The sequence below is a fragment of the Streptomyces sp. PTL18 genome, from assembly GCF_059510295.1.
Genome location: NZ_JCAJZO010000029.1, coordinates 36,272 through 51,612, shown reverse-complemented (window position 1 = coordinate 51,612; position 15,341 = coordinate 36,272). Strand labels below are relative to the sequence as shown.

Genomic DNA, 15,341 nt, shown 5'->3' with positions numbered 1-15,341 from the left:
GCGTCATGCCTTGATCAGCCCGGCGCCGTGCAGGGCGCCGGCCGCGGCGGCGACGGTGTCGAACGGCAGCCCGGACCGCTCGGCGACATCCAGCAGACTGTGCTCGCCGTCGGAGAGGCTGAGCACCCAGAGCATGGCCATCTGGGCCTCCTTCGCGTCGCTGCGGCCGCCGAGCGAGTCGTACAACCCACGCCGGCCCAGCTGGGGCTCGCCGTAGGGGCTGAGGTTGATGTACCGCCGGTTGCGGTCCAGCACGTCGAACGCCTCGTGGCAGACGGCGAGCGTGTCCGCCATCGCCTCCGGGGAGACGAAGTCCAGGTTGTCCGCCGAGGTGTGGTACTCGGGGTAGCCGGCGTACGGGGTCCGGGTGAGCGAGCCGACGCCGAGATCGAACCCGGGCGAGCAGAACTGCCGCTCGTCGTACCCGTACGGAGTGAACTCGGTGACGCGGTGGGGGCGTTCGGAAGCGGCCAGCACATGCCGCATCACCCGGTCGATCTCCGCGTCGCCGCGCCTGCTCTGCTTGTACGTCAACTGGCCCAGGTCCCCGGCGCAGGCCAGCACCAGCCCGTGCCTGACCCGTCCCCGAGCTCTCGGCTCCGCTCGAGCAGGGGATGCCCCGTTCACCCGCTCCGCGTTGCGGGCCAGCCAGGTGATCGCCCCGATGGTGCCGGGCGCGAACAGGAACCGGTAGGTGTACCACGGCGTCCGCTCCGCCAGCGCCCGGGCCAGGAACGTCGCCACGGCGATGCCGGCCAGGTTGTCGTTGGCCAGCGACGGGTGGCAGACGTGACAGGAGACGATCACCTCGTCGGCGACCTGCCCGGGGACCACGTGTTCGGCGTAGGTGAGATGGCCGTCCGCGAGCGTGGAGTCGATGCGCACCTCGTACTCGCCGTCCGGCATCGCGTCCAGGGTCTCCTGGGCCAGGCAGAACCCCCATTCCGGCTTGTAGTAGCTGGTGCGGTACGGCACCCAGGACGGGTGGTCGGGCAGGGTGTGCAGATGGCCGCGCAGCTCGGCCAGTGGCATGGTCGCCGACACCGGCACGCTGTAGCCGAGCACGTGCAGGCTGGACGCGGCGAAGTCGACGACCCGGTTGCCGGCGGTGTCGGCGATGTACGCGTCCCGGATGTTCCACTCCTGCGGCACCGTCCAGTCGAGCACCTGGGTCCCGGTCGGCACCTCGTGCACCTGCAGCGGGACGTACTCGCCGACGATCTCCAGGGTGGCGCGCACACCGTCGCCGGTGATGCTCCGGCACAGCGGGTACAGCCGCTCCACCAGCGCGTACATCTCTTCGCCGGCCGAGGTCGACGGCTGTTCGCCGGCCGCGGTCATCCGCGCCACCGCAGGGTGTCGTCGACCGCGCCGGCGTCGGACGCCGCGCGCAGCACGGCCAGCCGGGTGAAGCGCCGCTCGAAGTCCTCCCGGGTCAGCCCGTGCTTCCGGTAGGCGTCGGCGAGTTCGAGGGCGCCCTGCTTCACCGTCCACTCGCAGTCGAAGCCGGGCACCGCGGCGCGGAACCGGGAGAAGTCCACCCGGTACGACCGCGGATCGGCCCCGGTCTCCCCGGTGATCACCACCGTGGAGCCGGGCACCGCCTCGGCGACCTGCTCGGCGATCTCGGCGACCGTGACGTTGTTGGTCTCGCTGCCGATGTTGAACGCCCGGTCGTGCACCGCTTCCCGCGGCGCGGTCAGCGCGGCCGTGAAGGCCCGTGCGATGTCGGCGGCGTGCACCAGCGGACGCCAGGGGGTGCCGTCGGAGAGCACCAGCACCTCGCCGGACAGGAGCGCGTGGCCCACCAGGTTGTTCAGCACGATGTCGGCGCGCAGCCGGGGCGAGTAGCCGAAGGCGGTGGCGTTGCGCATGTACACCGGGCTGAAGTCGCCGTCGGCCAGCTCGTGCAGGTCGTCCTCCACCCGCACCTTGGACTCCGCGTACGGCGTCACCGGGCGCAGCGGGGCGTCCTCGGCCACCAGGTCGCCGCCGCCGGCGGCACCGTAGACGGAGCAGGTCGACGCGTACAGGAAGCGCCGCACCCCGGCGTCGCGGGCCAGCCGGGCCAGCCGCACGGACGCGTGGTGGTTGATGTCGTAGGTGAGTTCCGGCGCCAGCGCTCCCAGCGGGTCGTTGGAGAGCGCCGCCAGGTGGATCACGGCGTCCACCCCGGCCACGTGGTCGGCCGTGACGTCGCGCAGGTCCACCCGAGGCCCCGGCGGGTCCGCGGGCTGCGGCCCGAGGACGCAGTCGGCGAACAGGCCGGCGTCGAGGCCGACGACCTCGTGTCCGACGGCGGCGAGGACCGGGGCCATGACGGTGCCCAGGTAGCCCTGGTGTCCGGTCAGCAGTACGCGCAAGGTTCAACCCCCCAGGTTGAGCATGACTTTGGTGACGGCGAACGCTTCGGCGTAGCGCTCGTGGCATTCGATGCCGCGGATCCGCGCAAGGCCGAGGAAGGCCTCGCGGTCGTACCAGGGCCGGTGCCGCTGCGAGGGGTAGTGCTCCTGCAGCAGCCGCACCTTCTCCTCGGCGATCTCCGGCGACAGCGGCTGGTACGCCGCCGGACGGCCGAGGTCGCCGTCCCACTTGACGATCTCGTAGCCGAGGACCAGGTGGTCGCGGAACGCGGTGGGCACCAGCTGCGCCAGGCCGCGGTGGTCCTGGTGCGCGTCATCGGTCCGCGGGGCCAGGATCAAATCCGGCTCGGTCTGCCCGCGCAGGTCCTCGACCGCGGCCTTGGCCTCGTCCCAGTGCACGGGCAGCCGCCCGTCCGGCAGCTTCAGCACGGTCAGCCGCAGATCGGCACCCGGGCAGAAGGCGGCGAGCGCGGCCCGCTCCTCCTGCTCCCGCTCGCTGCCGCCGCCGGAGAGCACCAGCGCGTCGACGCGGACACCCGGCCGCGCGAGGCACAGCGACAGCAGCGTGCCGCCGGCGCCGATGGCGATGTCGTCGCAGTGCGCGCCCACCGCGACGATCCGGTCCAGGGGTCCGGCCCCGAGCCGGATCACGCGGTCCTCACTTCGGCGCCGTCCCGCTCCCACACGGCCCACGGGCGGTCGCCCCGGGCGTAGGCCTCGTCGAGCGCGGCCCGCTCCTTCACGGTGTCGGTCGGCTTCCAGAAGCCGCGGTGCCGGTGTGCCACCAGCCGGCCGTGCTTGGCCAGTTGGGCGCATCCGTCGGCGACCAGGTCCCCGTTCTCCGGGATGTGGTCGAAGACCTCCTGGCGGAGCACGAAGTAGCCGCCGTTCTCCCACAGCGGCAGTTCGCTCACCGCGGTGATGCCCCCCACCAGGCCGTCCTCGCCCAGCTCCACGCAGTGGAACGAGGACTGCGGCGGCACCACCATCATCGACGCACCGGCGTCGCACCGGGCGAAGTTCTCGATCATCCTCGGCAGCGGGGCGTCGGTGAGCACGTCGGCGTAGTTGGCGAGGAACATCTCGTCGCCGTCCAGGTGGTGCCGCACCCGACGCAGCCGCTCCCCGATCGGTGACTCGATGCCGGTCTGGGCGAACGTGATCGTCCAGTCCGCGATGTCGGTGGACAGCAGCTCGGTCCGCCCGCCCCGCAGCACGAAGTCGTTGGACGTCGTCTCCTCGTAGTTGAGGAAGAAGTCCTTGATGTGGTGGGCCCCGTACCCGAGGCACAGGATGAACTCCTTGTGCCCGTAGTGCGCGTAGTAGCGCATGACGTGCCAGATCAGCGGCCGCGGGCCGACCATCGCCATCGGCTTGGGCACGTCGTCGGAGGATCCGTTGCGCATCCGCATCCCGTAGCCGCCGCAGAACAGAACGACCTTCATGACTCGACCTCGACAATGCTCAGTTCCGGGATGGGGAAGACCAGCCGGCCGCCCCAGTCGTGCACGAAGGAAAGCTGCTCGACCAGCTCGGCCCGCAGGTTCCACGGCAGGACGAGGACGTACTCCGGTCGGTCGGCGGCTATCTGCTCGGGCGGCAGGATCGGGATGCGGGTGCCCGGGGTGAACCTGCCGTGCTTGTAGGGGTTGCGGTCGACCGTGTACGGGAGCAGGTCGGGCCGGACGCCGCAGTGGTTGAGCAGCGTGTTGCCCTTGCCGGGCGCGCCGTAGCCGACGACCGTCTCGCCGCGCTCGGCCGCCTCGATGAGGAACCTCAGCAGGTCCCGGCGCACCTTGGCCACCCGGGCGGAGAACTCGGTGTACCCGGACAGCTCCTGCAGCCCGGCGGCCTTCTCCCGGTCGAGCACGTCGGTCACCCTCCGCGTCGGCTCGCCGGCCACCTCGGCCGGCCGGGCCCACAGCCGGATGGAGCCGCCGTGCGTGGGCAGCAGCTCGACGTCCACGAGCGCGAGTCCGCCGCTCGCAAGGGCCCGGATCGCGGACGCGACCGTGTAGTACTGGAAGTGCTCGTGGTAGATCGTGTCGTACTGGTTCTCCTCGATCAGGGACAGCAGGTGCTGCACCTCGACGGAGACCCAGCCGTCGTCGGCGACCAGGGCGCGCAGCCCCCGGGTGAACCCGACCACGTCGGGGATGTGCGCGTACACGTTGTTGGCCACGACCAGGTCCGCCGGGCCGTGCTCGGCACGGACGGCCGCGCCGGTGTCCGGGTCCAGGAACTCCGTGAGCGTGGGCACACCCGCGTCCCGCGCCGCGGCGCCGACGTTGACCGAGGGCTCGATGCCCAGGCAGCGGATCCCGCGGTCCACCACGTGCCTCAGCAGGTACCCGTCGTTGCTCGCGACCTCGACCACGAGGGCGTCGGGGCCGAGAGCAAGGCGCTGTACGGCGTCGGCGACGAACGTGCGCGCGTGCTCCACCCAGGAGGTCGAGTAGGAGGAGAAGTACGCGTACTCCTTGAACGTCTCCTCCGGCGTGATCAGCGGAGGGATCTGCGCCAGCCAGCAGTCGGTGCAGACCCGCAGGTGCAGCGGGTACGTCGGCTCCGGCCGGTCCAGTTGGTCCGCGGCGAGAAAGCTCTCACACGGCGGGGTCGCCCCCAGATCGACGACGCTCGCCAGCGCCGCCGAACCGCAGAGTCGGCATCGTGTCATCTGCTGTCCCCATCCCCCCTGCTCACGCGGGTGTCCCCGCCGCGAGCCAGTGCTGACCGACCCGCGATCGCGGTGCGGTACTCGTCAACCAGGCGGTCGAGGCCGACGGCCGGGCTGAAACCTTGTTCGTAACGGCGCCGGGCCGCCTGCCCCATCTCCCGGTTGCGGTCCGGCTCGGCCGTGATCCGGCGTATGCAGGACGCGAGCGAGGCGGGCTCGCCCGGCCGGTGCAGCAGCCCGGTCACCCCGTCCTCGACGAGTTCGACGAAGGCGCCGTGACCGGCGGCGACGGTCGGGACCCCCGCCGCCATCGCCTCCACGACCACCAGGCCGAACGCCTCCAGCCACGTCGAGGGAGCCACCACGGCGACCGACCGCGCGACCGCCTGCCGGCACTGAGCCGGGTCGTACAGGCCGACGTACCGCACGTCGTCCCGGCCCGCCGCCCAGGCGGCCACCTCCCGCTCCAGTGGCCCCGCGCCGGCGATCACGAGCGGCACGCCCACACCGCCGTCAGCGGCGATCTCGTCCCACGCGGCCATGAGCAGCCGCACGCCCTTGGCCACCGCGAGCCGGCCGAGATAGAGCAGATGCTCGCCGGCGCCCGTTCGACACGCGCCCGGGTCGGGCACGAAGTTGTGCTTCACCGCCAGCCGCTCGGCCGGCATGCCGGCCCGAACCAGGACGTCGCGCTGGGCCGCGGAGATGCAGAAGAACCGCTCCACGCCGGACCACCACCGCCGCCGGTTGACCGACAGGCTGACCGCGAGCGGCACCGTCGCCAGCCGGGAGTCCCGGTAGCAGCCGTGCCGGACGGCGGGCAGCGGCGTCGCCCCGACGCACTCCGTGCACGGCCGGCCGTCCCGCTGCAGCGTGCCGGGCGGGCAGACCTGGGTGTAGTTGTGCAGTGTGGCGACGGCGGGCACGCCGGCGTCGGAGCAGGCGGCGAGGACCGCGGGCGACAGGAGCGGGAAGACGTTGTGGACGTGGACGATGTCCGGCCGCTCGGTGCGGAGCCGTTCGGCGAGTTCCGTGCGGACGGCCGGGTTCCACGGCACGAGGAGCGGTACCGCGACCTTGCCCAGCAGGGACCGGGCGGCGATGTCGTCGCTGCGCCGCTCGAACACCTCGACCCGGTGACCGGCCCCGCGCAGCAGCGCCACCTCCTGGTCGACGACCCTGTTCTCGCCGCTCGGCTGCGCCGAGGCGTAGCGGTTGTGCACCACGAGGATGTGCATGCTCAGGCCACCTCCGATCTCCGGGTTGATCGCGGGATGCGACGTCGAGGGGCTTCGGGCGTCGGGACGGGAGTGGCCGCGGCAGGTGCCGCCAACAGCGAGGCGGCCACGGCCAGATGCAGCAGATACGGCGAGGCGTCGCCCAGACCGGCCTCGGTGTACGACGCGATCGCGCAGTAGCTGATCAGGAAGATCGCGCAGGCCCTCTGCAGTGACGGTGGCCTCAGCAACGCGACGCCGCCCAGCACGATGATGAACGCAGCCACCAGCGCGACGCCGATCAGACCCTGCTCGTTGTAAACGGCCAGCCAGCTGTTGTCGATCGGCAGCCCGCCGAACGACTTGTCGCCCAGGCCCACGCCGAACAACTGCTCCGAGCCCGTCCTGGGGGCTGCCAGCAGGGCGTCCCAGACCTTGGCCCGACCGGTGAGGCTGGAGAAGTTCTCCTGGCTCTGTCCGCGCAGGAACCACGCCTGGAGCGCGGAGGCGAACCCCACCGCGGCCACCGTGGCGCACAGCACCGCCCAGGCGAAGAACCGGCGGGCGGCGGCGCTGGTCAGGATGAGCGAGCCGATCGCCAACGCCAGCCCGACGAGCAGCCCGAGCGTGGCCGTCCGGGTGTGGGTCAGCGCGAGCAGGACGAGCGACGGCACGATGACCACCGCCGCGCTGGTCCTGTCGGTCCGGCGGCCCAGTACGAGCAGCACGGTGAGCCCGGTGATCACCGCGGCGTACTGTCCGATCTGCGGCGGGGTGAGCGGCCACAACGCGCCGACCAGCCGCCCGCCGTAGAGATCGGGCATGGCCGCGCCCGGTGAGACGACCAGGCCGGCGGCCACCGACCCGAGCACCGCGAAGTACATCCGGATGTGGTGCCGGACGAAGGTCAGGCCGCCGTCCCACCAGCGGCTGAGCAGCCACAGCGTGCCGACGAAGAGAGCCAGCCGGGCGCAGCGGAACAGCGCGCCGAACCCGGACTCCAGGTTCGCGCTGGAGATCACGCTCATCGCCAGCAGCAGGGTGAGCAGGAGCAGAAAGGAGCCGGCCCGGATGCGCAGCCGGAGATTGACCGCGAGCGCCAGCGCGAACGCGGCGGCCAGCGCGCCCATGGTGACCATCTGGATGAGGGAGCGGGGCAGCGGGACGATGGTCTTCGCCCCGGCGGAGCCGAGCGTGTTGAGGACCAGCAGTCCCCAGGCTGTCCCGGCGATCTTCGGCGTGTGGTCCGCGGCCATCTCAACCACCGTCCCCCGCACGGAAGGTACTGCCCGCGTCCTGCCGGTACGGCGTGCTTTGCCACTGCCCGAAGTCGAGTATCCGGCTCGGGTCGTGGACGACGAACTTCCATGGTCCGACGTAGACGTTGTCGTGCCAGCGGTTGTGCTGCTTCCCGGTGATCGCGTCGGCCACCCGCTCGCCCCGGTACGGCGACCAGTCCGGATAGGTGCCGTAGTTGGCCAGCACCGCCATCCGGTCGCACTTCACCGTGCAGTCGACGACGGACTTGTCCAGCACGAAGCGGTTGCCGTGGATGTCCACCCGCTGGGTCTTCCACCGGCAGTCGGCGTAGAGCGGTGCGGTGGCGATCGCCGGCTGTGCGCAGCGGCCGGTGCTGTTCACCAGCAACGTGCAGTCACCCGACGAGGTGTTGGCCGGGCTGTTGCAGAACCGGTCGGCGTTCTCCCACAGGGTGATACCGGACCAGTTGTTCTCCAGCACGTTCCGGTAGATCTCGATCTTGTCCGTGCGGGCTCGGATCCGTGGTTCGCCGCCGGACTCGGACAGGTAGACGGTCGCGAACGGGAAGCTGTCGCCGCGGTCGGCGTACTTGCGGCCCTCGACCCAGTTGTTCCGCCGGATCGTGTTGTCCCGGATGACCGCGTTGTAACTGGTCTCGTAGATCAGCGCCGCACCGTCGTTGGTCTCGATCACGTTGTTCTCGATGCGGAAGTCGTTGTTGTCGGTGTCCGCCCACAACCCCGTTCCGCGGTTGTCGTGCACCCAATTGCCCAGTATGTCGGCCCCGTTGACCGCCCAGAACTTGGCGCCTCCGGTGCAGCCGCAGCCGGGCTTGCGCCGCTCCCAGTCGCCGGTGTTGTTGCCCACGATCTCGTTGCCCTCGACCACCAGGCCGCTGATGCGCCCCTGGGACTTGTACGCGTTCAGGCCGTACTGACCGTTGTCGCGCAGGCAGTTCGCGCGGACCTGCTGGCGGGCACCGGCCATCAGCCCGGCGCCGGAGTTGTCCTGGATGGTCGTGCGCTCGATCACCCACCCGTCGGCCGAGTCATGGTTGACCACGCCCTCGTCGAGCGGCGCGACGAAACGCTGCACGGTCAGGTGGCTGATGGTGACGTCGCGGGCACTGCCGCTGAACGCGTACTGGTTCCTCTTCCCGCCGTCGAGCACCGCGCCCGGCGCACCGAGGTAGCGGTCCCCCTCCTTGGGGACGACCTGGGCATAGCGGTCCGGGTCGAGCCTGTGCGTGCCCGGTCGAAGCCAGAACGTGGTGTGCGCAGGGCTGCTCCTGGTCTTCGCCGCCAGGTCACCGACCACCGCGGGGTCCACCGTCACCGCGCCCGCCGGAGCCTTCGCCGGCCCGTCCGCCGGCCGGGCGCACACCCGGGCCACAGGCGTGGACGTGGGTGCGGACGGCGCGGCGGTCGGCTTCGCCCGGGCGCTCGGCGTGCTCTCACAGCCGGTCACCGCCAGCAGGGCCAGCGCCAGCGGTGCCCCCGCCCACGCCCAGTGCCGCCTGTTGATCCCCGCGCCGCCCCCAGGGGGCTTCTGACGGATCTCCGCGGCGTCGCGACGCCCGGCACGCTCCCCCAATCTCTTCGAGCAGGGCGGACTCCCACTCGCCGCACCCGCCAAAAGCCCGAGTACGCCCAGTACGAGGGGTTTCGGCCGGCATGCCGGGAGTACGCGCCGCACGCCGCTCCCGCCTCCACGGAGATCCACCAGAAGCCCCCTAGCCGCGGAACCTGAGCACGGTGGTGAAGCCCTCCGCGCCGTCGGCGAAGCCGGTGCCCACCAGCGTGGTGGCGGGTTCCTTGCGCCCGAATCCGGCGGAGTACCAGCCCAGCGGCGGCTCGGTCTCGCCGCGATGCGCCCGCCAGGACAGCTCCCCGGGCAGGTCGAGCACCGCGGAGCGGTCCTCGCCGTCCCTGGCCCAGGTGAGCACGGCCCGGTTCCCCACGAGGTCCGCGGCGATCGCCGGGCCGAGGTGGAACGCCAGCCGCACGGCCGCGCGCGGGCCGTGCACCTCGTCGATCACCCTCAGCTCCCGGCTCGCGGCCGTCAGCTCCACCCGGCGGCGGTGCACGGAGGGCCGGTAACCGTCGTGCTCGGCACACCAGCGGGCCACACCGTCACCGGAGGCGTCCACGGCCAGGACCCGGCTGCGGGCATGCCGGGTCCACAGGAACGGGCCGCCGGAGACGGACTGGTCACCGCCGTCCCATTGCAGGGTGTTGTGGCCGAGGGTCGACCGGAAGTACTGCCGCCACTCGGGCTGCCCGTGGTAGCAGTACGTCCCCGGGTCGGCGAGCACGTCGACCCCGTCGTGCCGGACCTCCACGGACAGCGCGTCCGCGTGGGCGTGCGCGGCGATGGACAGGAAGCCGTGCGGACCACCGTCGCAGCGGCACCAGATCTCCCCCGGACCGCGCAGGATGGTGAGTCCCGCGTCGGCGAAGTGAGCCGGTCGGCTTGCCGGGCGGGTCACGGCCGGTGCGGTGCCCCCTTTCGCGTACGGCCGGATGAGCGCGGCCAGCAGCGGGGTGCGCACATCGGTGCCGGTCACCTCCGGCCACCAGGAGAGCCGGCCGAACACGGCGTCCCCGGTGGCCAGCAGCGAGGCCCAGCGGTCGGTGCCCGCGCCGTCCACGACCAGACCGTGCCCGTCATCCGCGTCCCCCTGGCGCGGCGGCCGCAGCCGGCTGTCCACGACGGCCGCGAGCGCGTCGGTCATCCGCAGCAGTACGAGCCGGATCGACGCGGGGACCGGCACGTCTGCGGCATCCGCCTCGGCCACCGCGGCCAGACCGAGCTCCAGCACCAGTCCGTGATACTCGGTGGCCAGCTCGCGGTTGAGGCCGGAGGCGAAGGTGTTGCTGCGCAGGTGCCGCTCCAGCGACCGCAGCGCGTCGGCCCGCCAGCGCGCCGAGGAGGGGAACCAGCCGAACGCGCACGCCGCGGCGAACTGCCCGGCGGTCTCGGCGATGACGTGGTTGTTCGCCGAAGATCCCCGGCTGGGGAAGGCGGCCAGCCAGCGCTGGTGGTGCCAGATCTGGTGCAGCGCCACCGGGTTGGCCTCGAACAGGGCGGCCGCGCCCGGCCAGCCGTCGAGCAGCCGGCGGATCCACACCCAGGACAGCAGCCGGATCCCCAGCTCGATACCGCTGGTCCAGTGCACTCCGCGCAGCGGCGCGTTGGCCGCCCACCAGGACCGCAGGTGCTCGGCCACTCGCTCGGCGTACCGCTCGTCCCCGGTGATCGCGTAGGCGGAGGCGAGCACGGTGAGGTACTGATGCCGGGACAGCTCCCAGATCTGCTTGATGTCCCCGACCGCGTCCTCGTCGCGGTACGGCACGTCGAAGGCGTAGCCCCACGGAGCCCGGCGCCCGGTCTTCGGGTCGTACCACCAGTCCGGGTCGGCCAGGTCGTCGCGGTCCACGCCGAAATACGCGGCGTGCCCGGCCATCAGCCGGTCCGCCTCGGCGATGAGTCGTTTCGCGGCGTCCGGAGGCACCGCGGCGGTCGTGCCCGCGGGCAGTACCGCGGTGAACCGGGCGCCGGTCACGCTCGGGCATTCGGGCCGTGCCGACCGCCACCGCCGCCTGCGCACCGCGTCGCCCACCCGGCCGCCGACCTCCCGCGGTCCCATCCGGGACAGACGCCGCAGGTACCAGCCCGCGCTCATGGTCATCGCGCCCCCGCCAACGTCACCGGCACACCGCCCGCGAGGCCGGTCTGCACGGCGAGGGTGGCCGCCGTGGTGGCGACCAGCGACTGAAGCGGCACCGGCATCGGGCCACCGGTCCGCACCGCCTTGACGAACGCGGCCAGTTCGGCGGACTGGCCCTTGTCCCGCGCCTTGGGCAGCCGCGAACTGACCCACCGCTTGCGGCCGTACACCGAGGCACGGACGAAGTCGTCGAGCCGCAGCGCCCTGCCGTCCGCGACCAGGTCCAGCGTCTCCTTGGGGAAGCCGGCCGGGCCGCTGGTGACGTAGCTGATGGTGGCGATGGACCCGTCCGGGTAGCGCAGCACGATCTGCAGGTCCTCGTTGCCGGACGGGGCGACCGCGTACACCGAGACCGGGTCGGCCCCGAGCAGCCAGCTCGCCGTGTCGATGAAGTGCCCGCCCTCGCCCGCGAACCGTGATCCCTCGGTGCCTTGACGGAGGTACCAGCTGCCGTGGTCGAGTCGGCCCGCGTTGACCAGGTAGCGCAGGCTCGCCGGACCGCTGCGGGCGCCGAACCGCTGCCGGGCCTCCCGCAGCAACGGCGAGAACCGGCGGTTGAACCCCACCTGCAGCCGGTCGTTGCCGGATTCCTCCACCGCCGCGAGCACGCCGCCCAGTTCGTCCTCGGTGAGTGCCAGGGGCTTCTCCACGAACACGGCCTTGCCGGACAGCAGCGCCTTTCGGGTCAGTTCGGCGTGCGAGCTGTGCCGGGTGACCACGAACACCGCGTCGATGGACTTGTCGCCGAGCACGGCGTCCAGATCGGTGGTCGCCTCGGCGAAGCCGAACTTCCGCTGCGCGTTGGCCGCGGACAGCGCCGTCGTGGTGACGACGGTCGACAGCTCGACACCGTCGCGCTGCACCAGGTGCGGCAGCAGCATCGAACTCGCGTAGTTTCCCGCGCCGACGAACGCGAGCCGCACCGGCGTCCCGGCGGCCCGGGCCGGGGTGGACGCACCGCTGCCGCGTGCCGTCACCGCGGGCACGGCCACCGCCGGGGCCGCCGGCTCCGCCGTGTGTCCGGGGTAGCGGAACAGCACGGCGACGGCCTTCAGGTCGCCGTCCCTCAGGCTCTGGTAGGTGTCGACGGCGTCGTCGAAGTCGGCGATGTGGGAGACCAGGGGTTCCACGTCGACGCTGCCGCGGGCGAGGAGGTCCAGGAAGCACGCCAGGTTGCGGCGCTCGGTCCAGCGTACGTAGCCGATCGGATAGTCCCGCCCCCCGAGCTCGTACTCCGGGTCGTAGCGCCCGGGGCCGTAACTGCGCGAGAACCGGACGTCGAGCTCCTTCTCGTAGTACGCGTTCCACGGCAGGTCCAGGCGGCACTTGCCGATGTCGACGACCCGGCCGCGGTCCCGGCTCAACTTGGCGGCCAGCTCGACGGGCTGGTTGCTGCCGCCGCCGGCGGCCAGGTACACCTGGTCCACACCCAGGCCGCCGGTGAGCTCGGCGACGGCGGTTTCCACGGCCGCGGAGGCGGGATCGCCGCAGGCCGCCGCGCCCAGGCGCTCGGCGAGCTCGCAGCGCACCGGGTCGGGGTCTGCCCCGACGACACGGACTCCCGAGGCGGCAAGGAGCTGCACCACGAGCTGCCCGATCAGCCCCAGGCCGATGACCAGTGCCACCTCGCCCAGCTGTGACTCGCCTTGGCGGACGCCCTGCAGCGCGATCGACCCGACGGTGCCGAAGGCCGCGTGCCGCGGCGCGAGACCGTCCGGGACCCGGGCGTAGAGGTTCTTCGGCACCCAGTTCAGCTCGGCGTGCAACGCGTGCTCATTGCCGGCGCAGGCCACGAGGTCACCGACCGCCACATCGTCGATCCCGGCGCCGACCTGCTCGACCACCCCGCACAGCGAGTAGCCCAGCGGCGTGTACGAGTCCAGCTTGCCCATCACCTTGCGGTACGTGGCGGGCACCCCGTTGGTGGCCACGCTCTGCATGACCTTGGCCACCTGGTCCGGTCGGGAGCGGGCCTTGCCCAGCATCGACATGCCGGCCTCGGACACCTTCATCAGCTCGGTCCCGGTGGAGATCAGCGAGTAGGCGCTACGGACCAGCACACCGCCCGGCTTGCACCCCGGCACCGGCACGTCGAGCACCGCCAGCTCGCCGCTCTTGTAGTTCTGCACAACCTGTTTCACCCGAACTCCTCTGATTTCCAAGCCGTCAACCGAGTGCTCTGGCCGGACCCAGAGGTCGCGTCGCGATACCAGTACTCGAGGGTCAGCACATGCCACAGATGCTTGGAGAAGTCCCGCTGCCCGGCGGCGTCCTCGGCGACGAGCCGCTGAAGCGCGTCCCGGCGCAGGAACCCGGAACGGACGAGGACGCCGTCGTTGACCACCTCGCGCACCAGCGGTGCCAGATCCCGGCTCATCCAGGCGCGCAGCGGGGCGCTGAACAGGCCCTTGGGCCGGTACACGATCTCCCGGGGCAGGATCGAGGTGGCCGCCTCCTTCAGGACGGCCTTGCCCTGCCGTCCGACGATCTTTCGATCACCGGGCACGGCGAACGCCGCCTCGACCACCTCGACGTCCACGTAAGGCACCCGCACCTCGGTCGACGCGGCCATGCTGGAGCGGTCCGTGTAGGCGAGGTTCAGGCCCGGCAGGAACATCCGGGCGTCGCCCAGGCACATGCGGTTGACGAAGTCGTCGAGGTCGTTGTCCTCGTAGATGTCCGCATGCTCGGTCAGCACGTCCTCGACCGTCCCGGCCAGGTCCGGATCCAGCAGGGCGAGCAGCTCCTCCTGGTCGTACATGGTGTAGCTGCGCCGGAACGCGGTCTCCTCCGGCAGATCGGCGAAGGAGAGGAACCGCTTCGCGAAGCGCACCGACCGGTACCCCCGGCGGGACGTGGCGACCGGCAGCCGGTCCACGGCCGCGGACACCCCGCGCCGCAGGGGCCGCGGCACGCGCTGGTAGCGCAGCGCCAGCAGATTGGCCAGGTGCTTGCGGTACCCGGCGAACAGCTCGTCGGCGCCCATCCCCGAGAGCATCACCTTGACCCCGGCCTCCCGGGCGGCCGAACAGATCAGGAACGTGTTGATCGCGGCGGGGTCGCCGATCGGCTCGTCCAGGTGGTACGTCATCTGCGGCAGCAGGTCGAGCACGTTGGGAGCGATCTCGATCTCGTGCAGGTCGACGCCGAACCGCTCGGCCACCCGCCGGGCGTAGCGCAGGTCGTCCGGCATCGCCTCGAACCTGGCGTCCTCGGCGCGGAACCCGATCGTGTACGCGGAGATCCCGGGTTGGTGGCGGGCCGCCAGCGCGGTCAGGTAGCTGGAGTCGAGGCCGCCGGAGAGGAAGGTCGCCACGGGCACGTCGGAGAGCAGGTGGCGCCGCGTCGACTCCTCGACGACGGCGGCTATGTCCGGCCGCTCACCGGCCCGGGCCCGCTCCCGGCCCTCGGTGGCGACGTGCTTCAGGTCCCAGAACCGGCCGCGCTCCACCCGGCCGTCGGCCCGGTACTTCAGCCAGCTCCCCGCCGGCAGCTTCTCGGCTTCGCGGAACGCGCAGCGCGAGTCCGGCACCCAGTAGTACAGCAGCGAGGCGACCAGTGCGGCATGGTCCACCTCCAGCGACCCGCCGGTCGCGGCGGTGAGCGCCTTGAGCTCGGAGGCGAACACCAGACCCTCGCCGCGCCGGAGCAGGAACAGCGGCTTGATGCCGAGCTGGTCGCGGGCGAGCACCAGGTCACCGGTCCGCTCGTCGAAGACGCCGAACGCGAACATGCCGCGCAGCCGCGGCAGGCAGTCCGTGCCCCAGCGCCGCCAGGCCTCGAGGAGCACCTCGGTGTCGGAGGTGCCGCGGAAGCGCACCCCGGCGGCCGCCAGCTCGGCACGCAGCTCGGGCGCGTTGTACAGCTCGCCGTTGTACGTCAGGGCGAGGCCGTCCGAGACCATCGGCTGGGCGCCGGTCCCGGACAGGTCGATGATGGCCAGCCGGCGGTGCCCGAGGTGCACTTCGCCGTCGCCGACGGGGTGGCTGTACCGGCCCGCGCCGTCGGGACCGCGGTGGGCGAGCGTGTCGGTGAGCCGGTCGGTCACGGCCTTCCCGTCCGGCCATCGGTAAGTGCCTGCGATGCCACACATG

At 71.9% G+C, this 15,341-nt stretch carries 11 protein-coding genes; all 11 read right to left on the bottom strand.

Annotation, left to right across the window (positions count from 1 at the left end; translation table 11 throughout):
• Positions 1-3: 3 nt before the first annotated feature.
• The gene (locus AC5WS8_RS33755) at positions 4-1,341 is read right to left on the bottom strand and encodes a DUF4910 domain-containing protein (RefSeq protein ID WP_496107330.1); all 1,338 of its coding nucleotides are present in this window, start codon (positions 1,339-1,341) and stop codon (positions 4-6) included.
• Positions 1,338-2,363, bottom strand: coding sequence for an NAD-dependent epimerase/dehydratase family protein (locus tag AC5WS8_RS33750; RefSeq protein ID WP_496107329.1), 1,026 nt, complete (start codon positions 2,361-2,363; stop codon positions 1,338-1,340). The genes AC5WS8_RS33755 and AC5WS8_RS33750 overlap by 4 nt, the downstream gene beginning before the upstream one ends.
• A gap of 3 nt (positions 2,364-2,366) precedes the next feature.
• On the bottom strand, positions 2,367-3,014 hold the full coding sequence (locus AC5WS8_RS33745; RefSeq protein ID WP_496107328.1) for a PIG-L deacetylase family protein: 648 nt from the start codon (positions 3,012-3,014) through the stop codon (positions 2,367-2,369).
• Entirely contained in the window at positions 3,011-3,808 is a 798-nt protein-coding gene (locus AC5WS8_RS33740) for a glycosyltransferase family protein (protein WP_496107327.1), read from the bottom strand. Before AC5WS8_RS33740 ends, AC5WS8_RS33745 begins: the two co-directional genes overlap by 4 nt.
• The gene (locus AC5WS8_RS33735) at positions 3,805-5,040 is read right to left on the bottom strand and encodes a class I SAM-dependent methyltransferase (RefSeq protein ID WP_496107326.1); all 1,236 of its coding nucleotides are present in this window, start codon (positions 5,038-5,040) and stop codon (positions 3,805-3,807) included. Before AC5WS8_RS33735 ends, AC5WS8_RS33740 begins: the two co-directional genes overlap by 4 nt.
• A complete protein-coding gene (locus tag AC5WS8_RS33730; protein ID WP_496107325.1) occupies positions 5,037-6,278 on the bottom strand; it encodes a glycosyltransferase in 1,242 nt (413 codons plus the stop codon). The genes AC5WS8_RS33735 and AC5WS8_RS33730 overlap by 4 nt, the downstream gene beginning before the upstream one ends.
• Positions 6,279-6,280: 2 nt before the next feature.
• The gene (locus AC5WS8_RS33725) at positions 6,281-7,513 is read right to left on the bottom strand and encodes an O-antigen ligase domain-containing protein (protein WP_496107324.1); all 1,233 of its coding nucleotides are present in this window, start codon (positions 7,511-7,513) and stop codon (positions 6,281-6,283) included.
• Position 7,514: 1 nt separating this feature from the next.
• Entirely contained in the window at positions 7,515-9,041 is a 1,527-nt protein-coding gene (locus AC5WS8_RS33720) for a right-handed parallel beta-helix repeat-containing protein (protein ID WP_496107353.1), read from the bottom strand.
• Positions 9,042-9,249: 208 nt separating this feature from the next.
• Positions 9,250-11,208 carry a heparinase II/III family protein gene (locus AC5WS8_RS33715; protein ID WP_496107323.1) on the bottom strand — a complete coding sequence of 653 codons (1,959 nt, stop codon included), beginning with the start codon at positions 11,206-11,208 and terminating at the stop codon, positions 9,250-9,252.
• On the bottom strand, positions 11,205-13,388 hold the full coding sequence (locus AC5WS8_RS33710; protein ID WP_496107322.1) for a bi-domain-containing oxidoreductase: 2,184 nt from the start codon (positions 13,386-13,388) through the stop codon (positions 11,205-11,207). Before AC5WS8_RS33710 ends, AC5WS8_RS33715 begins: the two co-directional genes overlap by 4 nt.
• Positions 13,385-15,340, bottom strand: a complete 1,956-nt coding sequence (asnB, locus tag AC5WS8_RS33705) for an asparagine synthase (glutamine-hydrolyzing) (RefSeq protein ID WP_496107321.1) — start codon at positions 15,338-15,340, stop codon at positions 13,385-13,387. Before asnB ends, AC5WS8_RS33710 begins: the two co-directional genes overlap by 4 nt.
• Position 15,341: the final 1 nt, after the last annotated feature.

Coding starts and splice junctions, on each gene's coding strand:
- AC5WS8_RS33755 (WP_496107330.1), bottom strand. CDS start 1,341: ATGACCGCGGCCGGCGAACAGCCGTCGACCTCGGCCGGCGAAGAGATG.
- AC5WS8_RS33740 (WP_496107327.1), bottom strand. CDS start 3,808: ATGAAGGTCGTTCTGTTCTGCGGCGGCTACGGGATGCGGATGCGCAAC.
- AC5WS8_RS33735 (WP_496107326.1), bottom strand. CDS start 5,040: ATGACACGATGCCGACTCTGCGGTTCGGCGGCGCTGGCGAGCGTCGTC.
- AC5WS8_RS33730 (WP_496107325.1), bottom strand. CDS start 6,278: ATGCACATCCTCGTGGTGCACAACCGCTACGCCTCGGCGCAGCCGAGC.
- AC5WS8_RS33725 (WP_496107324.1), bottom strand. CDS start 7,513: ATGGCCGCGGACCACACGCCGAAGATCGCCGGGACAGCCTGGGGACTG.
- AC5WS8_RS33715 (WP_496107323.1), bottom strand. CDS start 11,208: ATGACCATGAGCGCGGGCTGGTACCTGCGGCGTCTGTCCCGGATGGGA.
- asnB (WP_496107321.1), bottom strand. CDS start 15,340: ATGTGTGGCATCGCAGGCACTTACCGATGGCCGGACGGGAAGGCCGTG.